Raw genomic sequence first — 15167 nt, forward strand, 5'->3', positions numbered from 1 at the left:
GGAGCCGGTGCCTAAAGCTGTATCTCCTGCAAGTGGTTATAAAAATGCATGGCGTGCGCAAGCGCATAGTCTTGCTTGGATAATGCTCCATAGGCAAAGTGAGCATGCAAGGGCCCGTCATGATGCTGGAAGTCAAGCAGAGTCTGTTGCAAGCGCTGATATGCCTGACGTACATCTCCACCCGCCTGAATGCCCTGACTGCCTGGTATCGGCTCATCAAGCGCATGGTACATTTCACCTTTACGGGCAAACACAGTAAAAGCCAATACTCCCAGGGTATCTTTAAACCACTCCGGTTTATGCTCTGGAAAGCCTGATATTGAATATTCAATACTCTGAGCGCAGTGGGTGAGTATCTGATAGAGATCCCAACTTCCGGTGGTTAAATACGCCTGTTCATCCATCTCTTGCAATGTTGCCAGTACACTGGATATGGACAAGTCCGGCTTTTGATCACCGGTCGCCAACCAGATAAGAGCACCACTGCTTAGGGCTGCACTGGCAGCCAGGGTGCCAAGAAGAAACTGTCTGCGTTGCATATGACCTGCCGAATTAACAAAAGCGCTCTGGTGGCAGTATAAGATCCTATTCGCGTCAAGGGTACGAAATTTGGACTGGCGCAGGGTTCACTCCGCTCATATGGCAGGCTTGAGTACGGCAAGTATGACGATTGCCAGTAATACCAGCACCGGCGCTTCATTCAGTAAACGGTAAAACCGCGCAGAGTGACGGTTATTATCATTAGCGAAGTCTTTAACCAGTTTGTACAGATAAAAATGGTAAGCGTAAATCAGCAACACCAGCACCAGCTTGATATGCAGCCATACCGACAGCTTCAGCCAGGTCATGCCATACAGGTAAATCAGACCTAAGCCAAATATCAGGGTCAGCGCGGCAAAGGGTGTGACGAACCACCACAGACGACGTTCCATCACCTTAAAGGTATTGCGTGTGGCCTCATCGTTTGTCTCGGCATGATAAACAAAGAGTCTGGGCAGATAGAAAATACCGGCGAACCACGCCACCATAAAGAACACATGCAGGGCTTTACACCATAACAGCATCAATATTGCTCCTTGAGTAACTCAGCATGCAGGCGGTTCCAGGTAATAATACCGACAATGTCTTCCGGGTTGTCATCGTAGATATACACGGCGCCGTCTCTGTTGGCCTGCAGCTCTTCATACACTTCGGCTAAGGTTGCCTGTGAGGGCAGTCCTTCCATATTGAAGAATTTAAGTGGCGTGGTGTTTTCATATCCGAGACTAGTGTCATATTGTACCAGCGAAAACTGTTTCCCAATTTCAAAGTCCTGTGCCTGTACAACCAGATCTGTGGGGTTGTCATGCAGGTGCGCCAGCAACTGACTTTCCATCGGATCATTAAAGAGTCGGAATTCGCTGTTCATTTCAGCCAGTACGCCGGTTTTCTGCAAATGTTCGCGCACAGAGGAACTGGTGTAGGAGAGTTTCTGAAAGTCGAGCTGACGGATAAATATCGAACGGTTGCCCAGCAATTGGGTTGAGGTCACATAAGCCGGCACGATGACCATCATGGCTGGCAGAATAACCTGGGGGGAGAATGATAACTCCATGACGGCAGAAAGGGCCGCCAGGGGCGCATGCAATACGGCGGTCAGCAGACCTGCCATGCCGAGTAAGGCAAAGCTACCGGTTAATTGCGTGGTATCCTCCATAAAGATACCCAGCGGCAACAGGAGTATGGCGCCGGCGAGTACGCCCATGCCGATAACCGGGCCGATAATACCACCGGGAATCCCCAATCCCAGTGCAATCAGTGTCAGCGCCAGTTTGGCCGCCAGAATAGCGAACAGCAATACCAGGTTGTCAGGGGAGTTGACCAGAAACTGAATGGAGCTCATTCCCGACCCCATGGCTTGGGGCAATAAATAGCCGACCACACCGGTGAGCAAGCCCGCCAGCAGCAAACGACTGACCATGTTCAACGGGCGGAACCAGCGGATCAGGTTCATCAGCTGATTGTTAAACAGCGTGGCCAGCGCGCCGAGGATCATCCCCACGGGAATAAGATACAAGTAGATCCAGTAGCTGAAATTGACGAAATGCAGCAAGTCCAGTTCGCTGCCTTCACCGAAGACTAAGCGGGTCAGAACAGAACCACAGGCAGCCGCCAGCATCACTGGAATAAAAATATGAATTTTGTATTCTCTGAGCACCACTTCCATGACAAAGATGACCGCAGCAAAGGGAGTGTTAAAGGAGGCTGATATGCCTGCTGCAATGCCACAGCCAGCGAGAATCCGGATACTGTTATAGGGCAATTTCAGCCACTGCCCCAGAAAACTGCTACCGGCTGCACCCAGATGCACCGAAGGGCCCTCGCGACCGACGGAAAACCCCGACGCCAGCGCAATGACGCCGCCGAAGAACTGGTTAATGCTGGTACGCAAAGGGATCAAACCATAACGGTGCTTGACCCTATGGATCACGTAAGGAATGCCCATGCGGTAATGTTTAAAGCCCGTCAGGTAGGCAAAAAACAGGATAAGCACGGCGCCGATAATGGGCAGAATAAAGCGGTCGATGGCGGCCAGCGTGGTAAAATTATCAAACTGCTCAATATACAGGTGCTGAATGGTTTCAATACTCAGACGAAACAGTATGATAAGCAGCGCGGCACAACTGCCGCCCACGATTCCGAGCAGGCAGAGTTGAACCGAAGTTCTGGGATGAGCAAGTTCCCGGCGCAGTCCCTGTAATGACATCGTTATGCTGACGTTGAGGCTTATGAGCCAGAGTCTAACACAAGCATCTGTAATTAAAGAAAAATCATATATCCGGAGTAAGACTTGTTACGAGGAAGAGAAATCAAAGAACGGCTGGGGGCCATGCGCTTTTATTTGCTGCTGGTGGCGCTTCTGGTACTGACCATGTATGCCGGTGTGCGCCTGGGTAACGTGCAATACAGCTATCAGAAGGAGAAGATAGCCGGGTTGGAGCAGACCATTGACGCGATAACCACAGAAAATCATCAGCTCACGAAACAGATGAACATTGTGGGTGTCGAACTGGAAGTCGAGCGCCTGGCCAATCAGAAGTTACAAAGCAGTCTCAGGCAAGCGATGGAAGGAGAGACTGGCTTGCGTCAGGAGCTCGCCTTTTATAAAAAAATTATGGCACCAGAGCTAGAGGAACAAGGGGTCGTCATCGACTCTGTGGATATTGAGGCCAGCAACAGCGAAGGATACTACCGTTTTGCGCTGGTGCTGATGCAGAAAAATCAACACAAAGGTATGGTGCAGGGCAATGTCTCATTGCAACTGTCCGGCACGGTAAATGGTGAGACCCGACAGTTGGATATCCGGACACTGATGGATGAGTCAGCACAGGAGTTGGACTTTAACTTTAAGTATTTTGAAGTACTGTCGGGCACATTCAGACTGCCCGAAGGCTTTGTGCCTCAGCGGCTTAACGTCGTATGTGATATGACCAAACCGAAACGGGGACAATTAGAACGAAGCTTTCGTTGGCAACTTAATAATCCAGAGCCATCCGACACGCCAGTGAATAGTTGATTGAATTAGTCAGGTATTAGATAATGGCGACCGTCGAATCTTGTCCATCCCCCATTGATTGAGGTAATCATGTCCGTTCAAACAGCCTGCCCGATAGAATTTTCTGATGCCGCGGCCCGCAAGGTCAAAGAGCTGGTGGCGGAAGAAGAAAACCCGAACCTTAAACTCAGAGTATTTGTCACCGGTGGCGGGTGCTCGGGGTTTCAGTATGGTTTTACTTTTGATGAAAAGGTGAATGAGGGCGATACCACCATCGATAAAGATGATGTCACTCTGGTGGTGGACCCCATGAGTCTGCAATATCTGGTCGGTGGTGTAGTCGATTATCAGGATGGATTGCAGGGCAGTCGTTTCCTGATTGATAATCCTAATGCCACAACCACCTGTGGCTGTGGTGCAAGCTTCAGCGTGTAACAACCGGCGAATCAACGGAGAACGACAATGTTAAAATTATACGGCTCTACCACATCCCCTTTTGTCAGGCGTCTGCGGCTGTGGCTGGCGAATGTGGAGCATGAATTTATTAACATGCAGATTTTCTCCGGCTCGGATCGTGAACTGCTGGCGAGGATGAACCCGACGCTAAAGATCCCCATGATTGATGACGAGGGTAAGGTCATTTATGACTCCCGGGTGATCTTCCGTTATCTCAGTGATAAGTACGCTGAGCGCCCGCTGAACTGGCAGCAAGAGAATCTGCTGACCCTGATTGATTCGGCTAATGATGCGCTGGTGCAATCGCTAATCCTCAAACGCTCCGAGATTGAAGAGGACGACAGCAAGCTGATATTCAGGCTACAGAAAGAACGTATTCAGACCATCCTTGAACATCTTAACCGGCTGGTGGAAGAAGGCGAGTTCGGACACTGGCAGTATCCGGAAATCTGTCTCTATTGTCTGGTGGACTGGATCGAGTTTCGCGAGTTGCATGACCTCTCCGCCATGCCAGCCTTACTTGAGTTTCAGGCCCGCCACAACGACCGTATTGAAGTCACCACCACGAATCCACGCAACCCTGACTGACAGGAAGAATTATGAATCAGGCGCAAGCATCACAACAATTACAACAAGCTATTACCGCGCTACAACAGGGCCGCTCTCAGGAAGCTCGCTCTTTGTTCAACAGTGTCGTACAACAGGCTCCTCAGGCTGCGCAGGCCTGGTTAGGGCTGGCGTTCAGCTGCTCTAATCTGGGCGATAGTGAAGCGGCCATGGCCGCGATAGAGCGCTGTCTCAAGTTGGAACCCCGAAACATCAGGGCGCTGCTCTTTAAAGCTGAACAGCTGGAAAGCGCGGGTCAGAGTCGCAAGGCATTGCCGTTTTTCGAGGCTGCACTGAGTCTGGCTGCCAATATTCAGGAACCGCTACCCGGTGACATTCAAAAAGGGCTACAGCGTGCACAGCACCTGGCGGATAAATTCTCCGCAGAGTATGCCGACTTCCTCCTCGGTAAACTTAAAGAGAAAGGTTATCAGGCCGGTGACGCCAGTGACCGGTTTAATTTATCTTTGGACATTTGTCTGGGGCGCAAACAGATTTATCACCAGCAGCCCAATCGATTCTACTTTCCTGGTCTGCCGCAGCGTCAGTTCTATGAGCGAGAGGAATTTGACTGGATTGAAGGCCTGGAAGCGCAGACAGACAGCATCAGAACAGAACTCAAGGGGTTATTGCAGTCACCCGAACGTTTTTCTCCCTATTTACAGTCTGATGCGGATATGCCGGAGATTAACGAATCCGGTAAGCACATCATTAACAACCCGGATTGGGGCGCTTTGTACCTATGGGAATACGGTCAGGTGGTTGAAGACAATGCCAGTGCCTGTCCATCCACCATGGCGGCAATGGAGCAAGTCCCTTTGCCGCACGTGAATAGTCAGACACCTATTGTGCTGTTCTCGCGGCTGGCGGCGAAGACTAGTATCCCGCCGCATCATGGTATGCTCAATACACGTCTCATCTGTCATTTGCCATTGATCGTGCCCAAAAACTGTGGCGCATTGCGCTGTGGTAGCGAGCAGCGAGAGTGGGTGGAAGGCCAGACCCTCATCTTTGATGACAGTATCGAACATGAAGCCTGCAACAACAGTGACCAGGAGCGCATCGTGCTGTTATTTGATATCTGGCGGCCAGAGTTGAGTGAGGATGAAAGACGCCTCGTAACCATGATGCTGGAGTCGGTAAAAGAATATCAAAGCGCGGAATAAGTAAATTTTTCAGCGCCTTATCAAAGGCGCTGCTGCCCCCAATGCCATTGGTCTTTGCCCTCATTCATCCCCCGATGTTTCGTTTTTCTCGCCTCAAACTATCGCAAAAAGCGATTGAAATACATTTTGTTACATTTAGATTGGCCGACGCTTGATCGCATTTTAACCGTTTCAAGTGGTCATTTTCAGAATAAAAAACATTAATAAGTGATATTTCTGAAGTTAATTCATTTTGTAATGAGATGTTGAAGGTAAAAAAGTGAAAGTAAAAACATTAAACCCCGTCGTGGCTGCGACGCTACTGGCACTGGGTGCCACCGCGGCACAGGCGGCCAACGATCGCTATATCATTCACATAGACAATAACGGTAAAGGGATCGTCAAAGCCCTGAGTAAACAGCTCGGTGGTAACATCGAAGTGGACTCTGATGGCTTTATTGCCGTGACCTTTGCCGGTAAAAGTCTGGATGAGGTCAAAGGGGTACTCAATAACCCTCACGTGAAATTAATTGAAGAGGATCAGATCCGCAAGCCCATGGCGCTGTATAATGATGATCCGGGCAACCCGGAAATGGAGCAGCTGACCCCTTATGCGGTGTATCAGTCGCAGGCAAACCAGGTGGCGCTGCAAATGAGCAATGCCAAAAAGGTTTGTGTTATCGACTCGGGTATTGCCCGTGAGACCGGTGAAACCGGTGGCTATAATCCTGACTTTGACTGGAGCAGCATCACTGGTGATAGTGACTCGGGCACCGGCGACTGGTTCCGCGACGGTGGCCCTCATGGTACTCACGTTGCCGGTACGATTGCCGCTGCCGATAACTCCTACGGTGTGATTGGGATGGCACCGGGTAACCCACTGCACATCATTAAGGTGTTTAACGATGCGGGCTGGGGATACTCCTCAGATCTGGCCCATGCGGCGAATAAGTGTAGCCAGGCGGGTGCTGAGATTATCAGCATGAGCCTGGGTGGTGGTGCTGCCAACAGCACAGAAGAAAATGCGTTCCAGGCTTTTACTGACGCCGGTGGTCTGGTGGTTGCTGCAGCCGGTAACGACGGTAACAGTGTGCGCTCCTATCCTGCCGGGTATTCTTCGGTGATGATGGTTGGCGCGAATGACGGCGATAACAATATTGCTGACTTTTCCCAATATCCCAGCTGTGCATCAGGTGATGAGACAACCTGTGTGGAAGTGACGGCAGGAGGGGTCAATACCCTGTCCACCTATCCCTCAGGCGGCACATCCATTGCCACCCTCAGTGCACAAGGCACCTCTTACCCAACCTCGGCGATGGAAAACTCCGGATTTGCCTCTGGTGAAACTTATTTTATGGGCACCGCAGAATCGATTGACGCCGCAGCTAACGGTAAAATTTGTATGATCGATCGCGGCAATATCAGCTTCTATGACAAAGTGTCCAATTGTGAAAACTCTGGCGGGATTGGCGCGGTAATTATTAATAACGAGGCCGGCGTGCTGCAAGGAACGTTAGGCACAGCCAATGACACCAGTATCCCGGCAGTGGGTGCGGCGCAGGAAGATCGTTCTGCCTTGCTGGCTGCCAGCAACGCCGAGATCAATCTTTCAGTCAGTGATTATGGTTATATGAGCGGTACCTCTATGGCCACACCGGCCGTGTCAGGTATGGCTGCATTGGTATGGTCTAACCACCCTCAGTGCAGTGGCACCGAGATTCGTGAGGCCTTAAAAGCCACCGCCATGGATGCCGGCACGGAGGGTAAAGATCAGTATTTCGGCTACGGTATTGTCAATGCACTGGATGCCGATAATTATCTGACTGCTAACGGGTGTGCGGGTTCCGGCGACGACGGCGGTAATACCGGCTCCGGCGGGCTTAACAACGGTGAAACGGTCAGTGATCTTTCCGCTGCGACCGGCTCCGAGACATTCTTTACCATCGAGGTGCCTGAAGGGGCAACGGATCTGGGCTTTGTCATGAACGGTGGAAGCGGTGATGCGGATCTTTATGTGAAATTCGGCTCCGCGCCCACCACTTCCAGCTATGATTGTCGCCCCTATCAGTCCGGTAACAGTGAACGCTGTGATTTCAGTAGCCCTCAGGCCGGCACATACCACGTGATGATCCAGGCTTACAGTAGTTATAGCGGTGTAAGTCTGACGGCGAGCTACAGCGAAGGCAGTACCGGGGGTGGCAGCGGAGATGGATTGGCTAACGGTGAAACCGTCGGCGATCTCTCAGGCGCCAGACGTTCTGAGACCATACTGGAAATGAATGTGCCGGCAGGAGCATCTAATCTGAGCTTTGTTATGAGTGGCGGCTCAGGCGATGCCGATCTGTACGTCAGGTTTGGTGCTGAGCCCACGACATCTAATTATGATTGTCGTCCGTATGAGTCGGGTAATAATGAACGTTGCGACTTCAGTAACCCTCAACAAGGTACCTACTACCTGATGATCCGCGGCTATCGGGCGTTTTCCGGCGTCAGTCTGACCGCAAGCTTTGATGAGTGATATCACAGGCATAGTGTCAAAGTAACCGGGTAGGAATCAGTTAGAACCTTCCCTACCAGGTGACAGAAAAGCGGGCTTCGGCCCGCTTTATATGTTGTGGATGAGAAAACAAAAGACCCGCTACCTGCAATTCTTCATGTTCTGTAGAGACACAGAACAACACGATTTTTTGAGTTGTGCAGATAAATTTTACTGACTCTTGCAGATGGCCACAGCCCACAGCGCAGCTGCATTTCACCGCAATAAAAGGTCATTTCACCGCCACTCGAACAGAAAAAATATCGTCAAAGGCGATTGAAATTACATCCTGTTACATTTAGATTGGTTTGTACTTGGTCGATTTATAGTCGGCTTAAAGGTCTTATTCAGAATTAAATACAATAAAAATAAAATATTCTGAACTAAGTGCATTCCTATAATAAATGTTGAAGGTAGTAGAAGTGAAAACAAGAATTTTAAAACCCGTCGTCGCCGCCACCCTGATGGCACTGGGCAGTGCCTCCGCGCAGGCAGCCAATGATCGCTATATTATTCAGGTAGATAATAACGGTAAAGGCATCGTCAAGGCCCTGAGTAAGCAGCTCGGTGGTAACATCGAAGTGGACTCCGATGGCTTTATTGCCGTGACCTTTGCCGGTAAAAGTCTGGATGAGGTCAAAGGGGTACTCAATAACCCTCACGTGAAATTAATTGAAGAGGATCAGCTGCGCAAACCCATGGCGCTGTACAATGATGATCCGGGCAACCCGGAAATGGAGCAGCTGACTCCTTATGCGGTGTATCAGTCGCAGGCAAACCAGGTGGCGCTGCAAATGAGCAATGCCAAAAAGGTTTGTGTTATCGACTCGGGTATTGCCCGTGAGACCGGTGAAACCGGTGGTTATAATCCTGACTTTGACTGGAACAGCATCACCGGTGACAGTGACTCGGGCACCGGCGACTGGTTCCGTGACGGTGGCCCTCATGGTACTCACGTTGCCGGTACGATTGCCGCTGCCGATAATTCCTATGGTGTGATTGGGATGGCACCGGGTAACCCGCTGCACATCATTAAGGTGTTTAACGATGCGGGCTGGGGATACTCCTCAGATCTGGCCCATGCCGCGAATAAGTGTAGCCAGGCGGGCGCTGAGATTATCAGCATGAGCCTCGGTGGTGGTGGTGCCAACAGCACCGAAGAGAATGCGTTCCAGGCATTTACTGACGCCGGTGGTCTGGTGGTCGCGGCTGCCGGTAACGACGGTAACAGTGTGCGCTCCTATCCTGCCGGGTATTCTTCGGTGATGATGATCGGCGCTAACGATGCTGACAACAATATTGCCGATTTTTCACAATATCCCAGCTGCAGTAGCGGCAGAGGAAAGCGCGCTACCACCGATGAAACGATCTGTGTGGAAGTCACCGCAGGGGGAGTGAACACCCTTTCTACGTATCCATCAGGAGGCGCGTCCATTGCCAGCATGAGTGCCGATGGTCTCGCGTATGCGACTTCTGCAATGGAGAACAATGGTTACGCTAATGCCCCTAACTATTTTATGGGTACGGCTGAAGCCATCGATACAGGTGCCAGTGGTAAGGTTTGTATGATTGACCGCGGCGCAATCAGCTTCTATGACAAAGTTGCAAACTGTGAAAACTCTGGCGGTGTCGGTGCCATTATTATCAACAATGAGCCCGGAATGTTGTATGGAACACTCGGTGATACCAATGACACCAGTATTCCGGCGGTGGGCGCAGCTCAGGAAGATCGCTCGGCGTTACTGGCAGCCTCAACGGCTGAGATCACGATTTCAGTCAGTGATTATGGTTATATGAGCGGTACCTCTATGGCCACACCGGCCGTGTCAGGTATGGCAGCGTTGGTATGGTCTAACCATCCTCAGTGCAGTGGCACCGAGATTCGTGAAGCCTTAAAAGCCACCGCCATGGATGCCGGAGCAGCTGGCAAAGATGATTTCTTTGGTTACGGTATCGTTAACGCCCTGGATGCGCACAACTACCTGACCACCAATGGTTGCGCTGGTGGCGATGGTGGCGACGGCGGTGATGGTGGCGACGGCGGCGACACTGGCAGTTTCGAATTAACGGCCAATGGTTATAAAGTCAAAGGCAGCCACATTGTCGACCTGAGCTGGTCCGGAGCCAGCAGCAGCAATGTGGATATCTTCCGCAATGGTGCGTTGGTAGCAACGACGACCAATAGTGGCAGTTACACTGACGCAACCGGCAATAAAGGCGGTGGTGTATATGACTATCAGGTCTGCGAATCAGGTACTGCAACCTGCTCTGTGACTATCAGTGTGGTCTTCTAACTCCCTGTGACGACCCTGGAGCGGGCCTCGGCCCGCTTTTTTTATGTCTGCAGTTTGGCATTTGCCGGGCTGCGCGCGGTGACCATCGCAGCAATGGTATCCCAACTAAGTAAAGAAAAGTTTGCTGTGATGTTAATTAAAATCGAAAGTTAACTCTTAAATAGGAATTATATTCGGTATAGCATGTCGGATAACTTTAAATGTGCGGAAAACAGCTATGCATACAAAAGAGCAGATTGAGCAGGCGAAAATTCTTTCGCCACGTCGTAACACCACCGAATCCACCACCATGGAAGCACTGGCTGCAGAGCAGCTTAAGCACTTTGGCATCGATAGCCAGAGCGAATATGGTCAGGCGCTTTATGATGCAGCACTGCATTTGTATCAGGCGCAGGTAGATGTGAGTCAACTGTGGGCCGTCACCACGAAAACCCTGAATAGCCTTAGCCATGAAGACAAGATAGCCCGCTTCAACGCCAAAAAGTTCCTTTCATTTCAGCTGGCTAAAATATTAGATACGCTACAGAACCCGTTCAGAGCAGTGCATCAGAGTTTGCACAAACAGCAGGGATCGCATCTGGTGAAAAGTCACTATCCGTTGTTTGATAATGTGACGGCACTGTTTTCGGCAACACCGGTTATTGTTCGCACAGCAACCTATGTTTATGCCTGCACAGAATGGATAGATGATGCGTTTCAGGGCAAGGAGTTTACCCATCAAATCTATTCGCGGTTGCTGAATCCCACTGCCATATCACTGGCTAACGCCATTGTCGATTTGGAAGCTGGCAAATACTCCGCAGACTATCTGGCCTGGAACTACAACTCAGGAATGGCAGCCATTGACGGTGTGCTCTCCAATGTACTCAGTCATGGCGATGTTCTGGTTGTCTCGCGCAATGTCTATGGCGGGGTGTTCCAGTTATTGCAGGATTATTTTGCACGTAGCAATCGAATGGACATTCAGTTGGAATGGTTTGATGGTTATGATGAGCAGAGCTTCCGCGATTTTATGGCACAAGTGAAGCAGCGTCATCAGTCACGCCTGGACAGTGGTAAGCAGTTACACGTTTATCTGGAATCTCCGTGCAACCCCCATGGTTATGTGCTGGATGTGCCCGGTATTTGCCGTGTTGCCCATGAAGGCGAACACCTGGTCATGCTGGATGCCACCCTCGCCACCCCGATTTTAAGTCAGCCTTTGCAGCGGGAAGATAAGGCGGAGCGCCCTGATTACATCATTCACAGTTATACCAAGGATATCTGCGGCAGTGGAGCAACGACCGCCGGGGTTGTGATCGGTGAAACTTACCGGATGTTCCAGCCCAAAGGCGACTCGGTCAACGGTTTTGACTGGTCTAAGACGATGTTTTGGGACGTGTTTTACATTAAAGGTGCGTTTCTTGATTCGGAGAAAGCCTTTGACGTACTCAATGGTATGAAAACCCTTGAGCAGCGGGTGATGAACAAAGTCATCAATACGCAAGTTCTGACACGGGTTTTGGGTGCGCATCCTGATTTCAGGGTCAACAGTCACGCATTGCCTGATCATGTTAATGCCGGTCTGCGTGAGAAGCAGCACCGCCATGGCTGGCCCTGTGCACTGTTTACCGTAGATATGGAAAGTGCTGCGCTGGACAGAGATACCTTCGTGCGCTTTTTCGATGCACTGGAGCCCGGCTTCAGTCATCAGGTATCGATTGGCCAGAATAACACCATTATTCTCTGCCCGGCACTGACCTCTCACTCAGAATTGTCAGAAAAAGATCAGCACGCCGCGGGGATCTACCTGACGACCATGCGTATTGCCGTGGGCACGGAAAGCATAAAAGAGCTGATTGCCCATTTTATTCATTCGGCCAGAATGCATATCGACCCGGTGCGTCCGGGGTTCAGCGATAAGTTTATGGATGCCACGGAGATCGACGCATTGTACTTGCAGATTAGCACCGAGGTATGCCGTCAGCACTATGGGTCCAGTGCCAGCATGGTAGATTTACTGGCCCAATAAGCGCTTCAGAGCCAGGCAGCTTTCTGAACTCAGGGAATCGGTCAGGATGCCGATACAGGGGCGAACGCTGTTCTGGTCTGAGTCAACAAGCGTACGCTCCTGTATGGTAAGAACAGGGGTGTATCTTGACGGGGAAGGCAGCGGTTGTTCTGATAAGCACAGTAAAACCAGGAGTAATCTGATGCATGACGTTAAGCTGGAAATTAAATTCGATGCCCCGGTCGAAGCCCTGTTTGAAGCATGGTACAAACCCGAGTTGCTATTGCAGTGGTTTGCTCCCGGTGATATGACGCTGACCCAGGCCATGTCTAACTTCAGTGTGGGGGGGAAGTACCGGATAATGATGCAGGATGCTCAGTATCAGCAATATCAAATCACCGGTGAGTACCTGCAAATTGATGAAAACAAGTTACTGGAGTTTACCTGGCAGCTTAACGAGCAACCGCCGCTAACCAAAGTGACACTGTTGTTTGATAAGCTTAACGACGCCACGTCATCGCTGACTCTGATACACAGTGACTTAACCGACAGTGGGATGCAGCAGCACTATCAGGAACACTGGATTGCCAGTCTTGAGAAACTGTCCTTACTCACCCTTTGAGGCGTTAAACCGCGGCATGCTGTCACTCTGGCGATAGTCATATACCAGTGCAGTCTCCACATGGCTGACTTCCTGCCTAGAGGTGATGGTATTAAACACAAAGTCACGTAAATGACGGGTATCGACCACCGTAACATGAATGAGTAGATCGTTTTCACCGCCAAGGTGATACAGGCTGAGCACTTCCGGCACATGTTGTACCGCTTCCATAAAGCGCTCAAAGGTCTCTCTGTTATGGTCTGACAGGCGCACAGCAATCATCGCCTGAATATGGGCGCCCAGCGCGTTCATGTTAAGTTTGAGCGAGCTGCCCTGAATGACGCCTTCGTGTTGCAGGCGCTTGACCCTCTCAAGGCATGAAGAGGGCGCGAGGCCGACCATTTTTGCCAGATCTTTATTTGATACCCTGGCATCTTTAAACAAATTCGCCAGAATTTGCAGGTCCGTGTTATCCAGCGCGCGCATGGCCGTTTCCTTAACGATTAATTCATTGCCAACATAATACGTCGGTTGGTATTTAAATAGCCCATATACTCTTCGGCAATGGCCGCAAATTTAGACTTTTCACTGCTGGCAATCGGCTCGGCTTTCGGCAGTTCCACGGTACGCGGATTGCGGTGTGTGCCATTAACCAAAAACTCGTAATGCAGGTGGGGGCCCGATGCCAGCCCGGTGGAACCGACGTAACCTATCACCTGGCCTTGCTTGACGCTTTGGCCTTTTTTCACCGCCCGCTTTGAGAAATGCAGGTATTTGGTGGTGTATTTCTCGCCGTGCTGAATAAACACATAATTGCCGTTATAGCGATTGTAGGATGCTGCGATCACCTTGCCGTCACCGGCGGCCATCACGGGTGTTCCGGTGCTGGCGGCATAATCGATACCATTATGTGGCCTGACACTCTTTAATACCGGGTGCAGGCGACGAGGATTGAAGCTGGAGCTGATGTACTTAAAGTTCACCGGCGCGCGTAAAAAGCTTTTACGCATACTGCGCCCCTCTGGGGTGTAGTAGTTGCCATCGTCATAGCGTATGGCCCTGAAGGTTTCGCCACGATTAGTAAATTCGGCGGCCAAAATGCGGCCCTGGCCGATAAATTCACCATCCACATATTCTTCTTCATAAACCAGGTTAAAACTGTCTCCGGCGCGCAGTTCCAGGGCAAAATCGATGTCCCAGCCGAAGATGCCGGCCAGATTCATTATTTGCCCTTCACTCATACCGGCGGCGACGCCAGCGTGCCAGAAGCTGGTATTAATAGTGCCGCTTGCATAACCCAGGCGGGTATCTACCTGCCGGGACTCGATGCGGCTAGTGATGTCATTGTCGCCGGTCTTTTCAATACGCAAGGACTCAATGGGGGAATAGGCGTACTGTAGCGCCAGAAAGCGGCCTTGCTCATCTGTTGCCAGTTGCAATTGGTCACCCGGCATCATTTTTAACAGACGCTTGGCTGCATCGCCTGCGCGACTTACCTGATAGGTTTCCTGAGGCGTCAGGCCGGCGCGGTCGAAGATCCGTGCCAGATTATCACCGCGCTTTACTTCATACTTTTGCCAGGCTGGCTCTTCATTGTCCTTCAGATCCAGACTGGCCTGTTCTGATTCAAGTTCAAGTTCAAGTGGATAACGCTTGCCTGGCTCCAGTTCAGCAGTGTGACGGGATGCACTGGCGGGCTCTGAAGGAAAAATGAACAGCACTACCGCAATAAGTGCCAATGATATAATCAACAGCTTATGGGGTTTTGGCAGTTGTTTTATGGTTTGTTTTACCACCTACAGCAACCTCTCAGAAAACAGCGAACAACAACAACTCTTTATCAGACTCAATTTCAGAACATTAGTTCTGCATCGTCTTGTTTATGCAGAATATCTGCTTCTTGAGTGAATTTCTACTCCCACCTGCTGACATAGGTATGGATTTAGGCGGTTGTCAGGCCGAGATCATAAATTGTGTGTCACGGGGGGAGAGGTTAGAATGGCC

The 15167-nt window shown here is 50.7% G+C and carries 13 protein-coding genes and 1 pseudogene; 9 read left to right on the plus strand and 5 right to left on the minus strand.

The features are described from left to right. Positions 1 to 11 precede the first annotated feature (11 nt). The 3 genes from CCY32_RS09940 to CCY32_RS09950 all read right to left on the minus strand — a co-directional run bounded on the left by CCY32_RS09940 (position 12) and on the right by CCY32_RS09950 (position 2746). The gene (locus CCY32_RS09940; RefSeq protein ID WP_088330478.1) at positions 12 to 539 is read right to left on the minus strand and encodes a DUF1569 domain-containing protein; all 528 of its coding nucleotides are present in this window, start codon (positions 537 to 539) and stop codon (positions 12 to 14) included. A gap of 96 nt (positions 540 to 635) precedes the next feature. Then, a complete protein-coding gene (hemJ, locus tag CCY32_RS09945; protein ID WP_088330479.1) occupies positions 636 to 1067 on the minus strand; it encodes a protoporphyrinogen oxidase HemJ in 432 nt (143 codons plus the stop codon). Then, positions 1064 to 2746, minus strand: a complete 1683-nt coding sequence (locus tag CCY32_RS09950; protein WP_088330480.1) for a chloride channel protein — start codon at positions 2744 to 2746, stop codon at positions 1064 to 1066. The genes hemJ and CCY32_RS09950 overlap by 4 nt, the downstream gene beginning before the upstream one ends. Before the next feature lie 84 nt (positions 2747 to 2830). Here CCY32_RS09950 and CCY32_RS09955 point away from each other — a divergent pair, with 84 nt between their 5' ends. The 9 genes and pseudogenes from CCY32_RS09955 to CCY32_RS09990 all read left to right on the plus strand — a co-directional run bounded on the left by CCY32_RS09955 (position 2831) and on the right by CCY32_RS09990 (position 13184). Further along, positions 2831 to 3556 (plus strand): DUF6776 family protein, encoded by a 726-nt coding sequence (locus tag CCY32_RS09955; RefSeq protein ID WP_141096217.1) that lies wholly within the window; start codon positions 2831 to 2833, stop codon positions 3554 to 3556. A 69-nt stretch (positions 3557 to 3625) separates the two neighbouring features. After that, on the plus strand, positions 3626 to 3970 hold the full coding sequence (gene erpA / locus CCY32_RS09960; protein WP_088330482.1) for an iron-sulfur cluster insertion protein ErpA: 345 nt from the start codon (positions 3626 to 3628) through the stop codon (positions 3968 to 3970). Between the two features lie 27 nt (positions 3971 to 3997). Next, entirely contained in the window at positions 3998 to 4579 is a 582-nt protein-coding gene (locus CCY32_RS09965) for a glutathione S-transferase family protein (RefSeq protein WP_088330483.1), read from the plus strand. Between the two features lie 11 nt (positions 4580 to 4590). Beyond that, entirely contained in the window at positions 4591 to 5763 is a 1173-nt protein-coding gene (locus CCY32_RS09970) for an aspartyl/asparaginyl beta-hydroxylase domain-containing protein (RefSeq protein WP_088330484.1), read from the plus strand. 259 nt (positions 5764 to 6022) lie between these two features. Beyond that, positions 6023 to 7864 (plus strand): annotated as a pseudogene (locus tag CCY32_RS09975) (S8 family serine peptidase); the annotation flags it as partial. Between the two features lie 153 nt (positions 7865 to 8017). Further along, on the plus strand, positions 8018 to 8260 hold the full coding sequence (locus tag CCY32_RS17355) for a PPC domain-containing protein (protein WP_281492512.1): 243 nt from the start codon (positions 8018 to 8020) through the stop codon (positions 8258 to 8260). Between the two features lie 482 nt (positions 8261 to 8742). Continuing rightward, positions 8743 to 10572 (plus strand): S8 family serine peptidase, encoded by a 1830-nt coding sequence (locus CCY32_RS09980; RefSeq protein WP_088330664.1) that lies wholly within the window; start codon positions 8743 to 8745, stop codon positions 10570 to 10572. Between the two features lie 217 nt (positions 10573 to 10789). Beyond that, positions 10790 to 12583, plus strand: coding sequence for a PLP-dependent transferase (locus CCY32_RS09985; RefSeq protein ID WP_088330486.1), 1794 nt, complete (start codon positions 10790 to 10792; stop codon positions 12581 to 12583). Between the two features lie 181 nt (positions 12584 to 12764). Beyond that, positions 12765 to 13184, plus strand: a complete 420-nt coding sequence (locus tag CCY32_RS09990; RefSeq protein ID WP_168171485.1) for an SRPBCC domain-containing protein — start codon at positions 12765 to 12767, stop codon at positions 13182 to 13184. Here the strand turns inward: CCY32_RS09990 and CCY32_RS09995 are convergent. Next, the gene (locus CCY32_RS09995) at positions 13170 to 13649 is read right to left on the minus strand and encodes an Lrp/AsnC family transcriptional regulator (RefSeq protein WP_088330488.1); all 480 of its coding nucleotides are present in this window, start codon (positions 13647 to 13649) and stop codon (positions 13170 to 13172) included. The genes CCY32_RS09990 and CCY32_RS09995 overlap by 15 nt on opposite strands. 17 nt (positions 13650 to 13666) lie before the next feature. Then, positions 13667 to 14959 carry a peptidoglycan DD-metalloendopeptidase family protein gene (locus CCY32_RS10000; protein ID WP_088330489.1) on the minus strand — a complete coding sequence of 431 codons (1293 nt, stop codon included), beginning with the start codon at positions 14957 to 14959 and terminating at the stop codon, positions 13667 to 13669. Positions 14960 to 15167 lie beyond the last annotated feature (208 nt).

Source organism: Lacimicrobium sp. SS2-24, assembly GCF_002201535.1.
Taxonomy (GTDB): domain Bacteria; phylum Pseudomonadota; class Gammaproteobacteria; order Enterobacterales; family Alteromonadaceae; genus Lacimicrobium.

What these genes read in the sequence shown, in the direction of transcription:
- CCY32_RS09940 (WP_088330478.1), bottom strand. Translation starts at nt 539, where the DNA reads ATGCAACGCAGACAGTTTCTTCTTGGCACCCTGGCTGCCAGTGCAGCC.
- CCY32_RS09950 (WP_088330480.1), bottom strand. Translation starts at nt 2,746, where the DNA reads ATGTCATTACAGGGACTGCGCCGGGAACTTGCTCATCCCAGAACTTCG.
- erpA (WP_088330482.1), top strand. Translation starts at nt 3,626, where the DNA reads ATGTCCGTTCAAACAGCCTGCCCGATAGAATTTTCTGATGCCGCGGCC.
- CCY32_RS09965 (WP_088330483.1), top strand. Translation starts at nt 3,998, where the DNA reads ATGTTAAAATTATACGGCTCTACCACATCCCCTTTTGTCAGGCGTCTG.
- CCY32_RS09970 (WP_088330484.1), top strand. Translation starts at nt 4,591, where the DNA reads ATGAATCAGGCGCAAGCATCACAACAATTACAACAAGCTATTACCGCG.
- CCY32_RS17355 (WP_281492512.1), top strand. Translation starts at nt 8,018, where the DNA reads ATGAATGTGCCGGCAGGAGCATCTAATCTGAGCTTTGTTATGAGTGGC.
- CCY32_RS09980 (WP_088330664.1), top strand. Translation starts at nt 8,743, where the DNA reads ATGGCACTGGGCAGTGCCTCCGCGCAGGCAGCCAATGATCGCTATATT.
- CCY32_RS09985 (WP_088330486.1), top strand. Translation starts at nt 10,790, where the DNA reads ATGCATACAAAAGAGCAGATTGAGCAGGCGAAAATTCTTTCGCCACGT.
- CCY32_RS09990 (WP_168171485.1), top strand. Translation starts at nt 12,765, where the DNA reads ATGCATGACGTTAAGCTGGAAATTAAATTCGATGCCCCGGTCGAAGCC.
- CCY32_RS09995 (WP_088330488.1), bottom strand. Translation starts at nt 13,649, where the DNA reads ATGCGCGCGCTGGATAACACGGACCTGCAAATTCTGGCGAATTTGTTT.